The sequence below is a fragment of the Oceanisphaera pacifica genome (assembly GCF_017498065.1).
GTDB lineage: Bacteria > Pseudomonadota > Gammaproteobacteria > Enterobacterales > Aeromonadaceae > Oceanimonas > Oceanimonas pacifica.
This window is the reverse complement of record NZ_JAGDFX010000018.1, coordinates 1-507: the sequence shown is the minus strand read 5'-3', so window position 1 is coordinate 507 and position 507 is coordinate 1. Positions and strand designations below refer to the sequence as shown.

Sequence of the window (507 nt, the reverse complement as noted above, 5' to 3'; positions counted from 1 at the left end):
CAACTATCCCAGTTTTGCGGAGTGGTAGTTCAGTTGGTTAGAATACCGGCCTGTCACGCCGGGGGTCGCGGGTTCGAGTCCCGTCCACTCCGCCATCATTCAAAAGCCCAGACTTAACAGTCTGGGCTTTTTTCATTCTGGCTCCGTGGATAGAGCGGTCGAATGAATTCGACCCTACAGGTCGTTGCGCTCCAACCTTCAAACGCGGTGCGTTTGCCATTCCGCCATCATTCAAAAGTCCGGCTTGTATCAATCCCACTAAACAAATGATCTATTTCACTTTTGTATAAAAGTCGAACAAAGGGCCCACTCCCCCGACTCGCCGTGAATCCCTCCCTGGAGGCTCAGCCGCGCCATCCGTGGCGCGGATGGTCGGCTGAGCAGATCCCTTTGTCCTCCTTGATGTAGCGGAGTTGCCTGTTAGCGCCGCCTACAGAAAACTCGATGCTTCTGGTCTCGAGGTTAAAATGATCAGATGTTCATTTAATACCAATCTAAGTAAAGATA

At 51.5% G+C, this 507-nt stretch carries 1 tRNA gene; it reads left to right on the top strand.

The annotated features are described in order from the left end of the window. Positions 1 to 18: 18 nt before the first annotated feature. Positions 19 to 95 (top strand) — tRNA-Asp (locus J3U76_RS13235). Positions 96 to 507 lie beyond the last annotated feature (412 nt).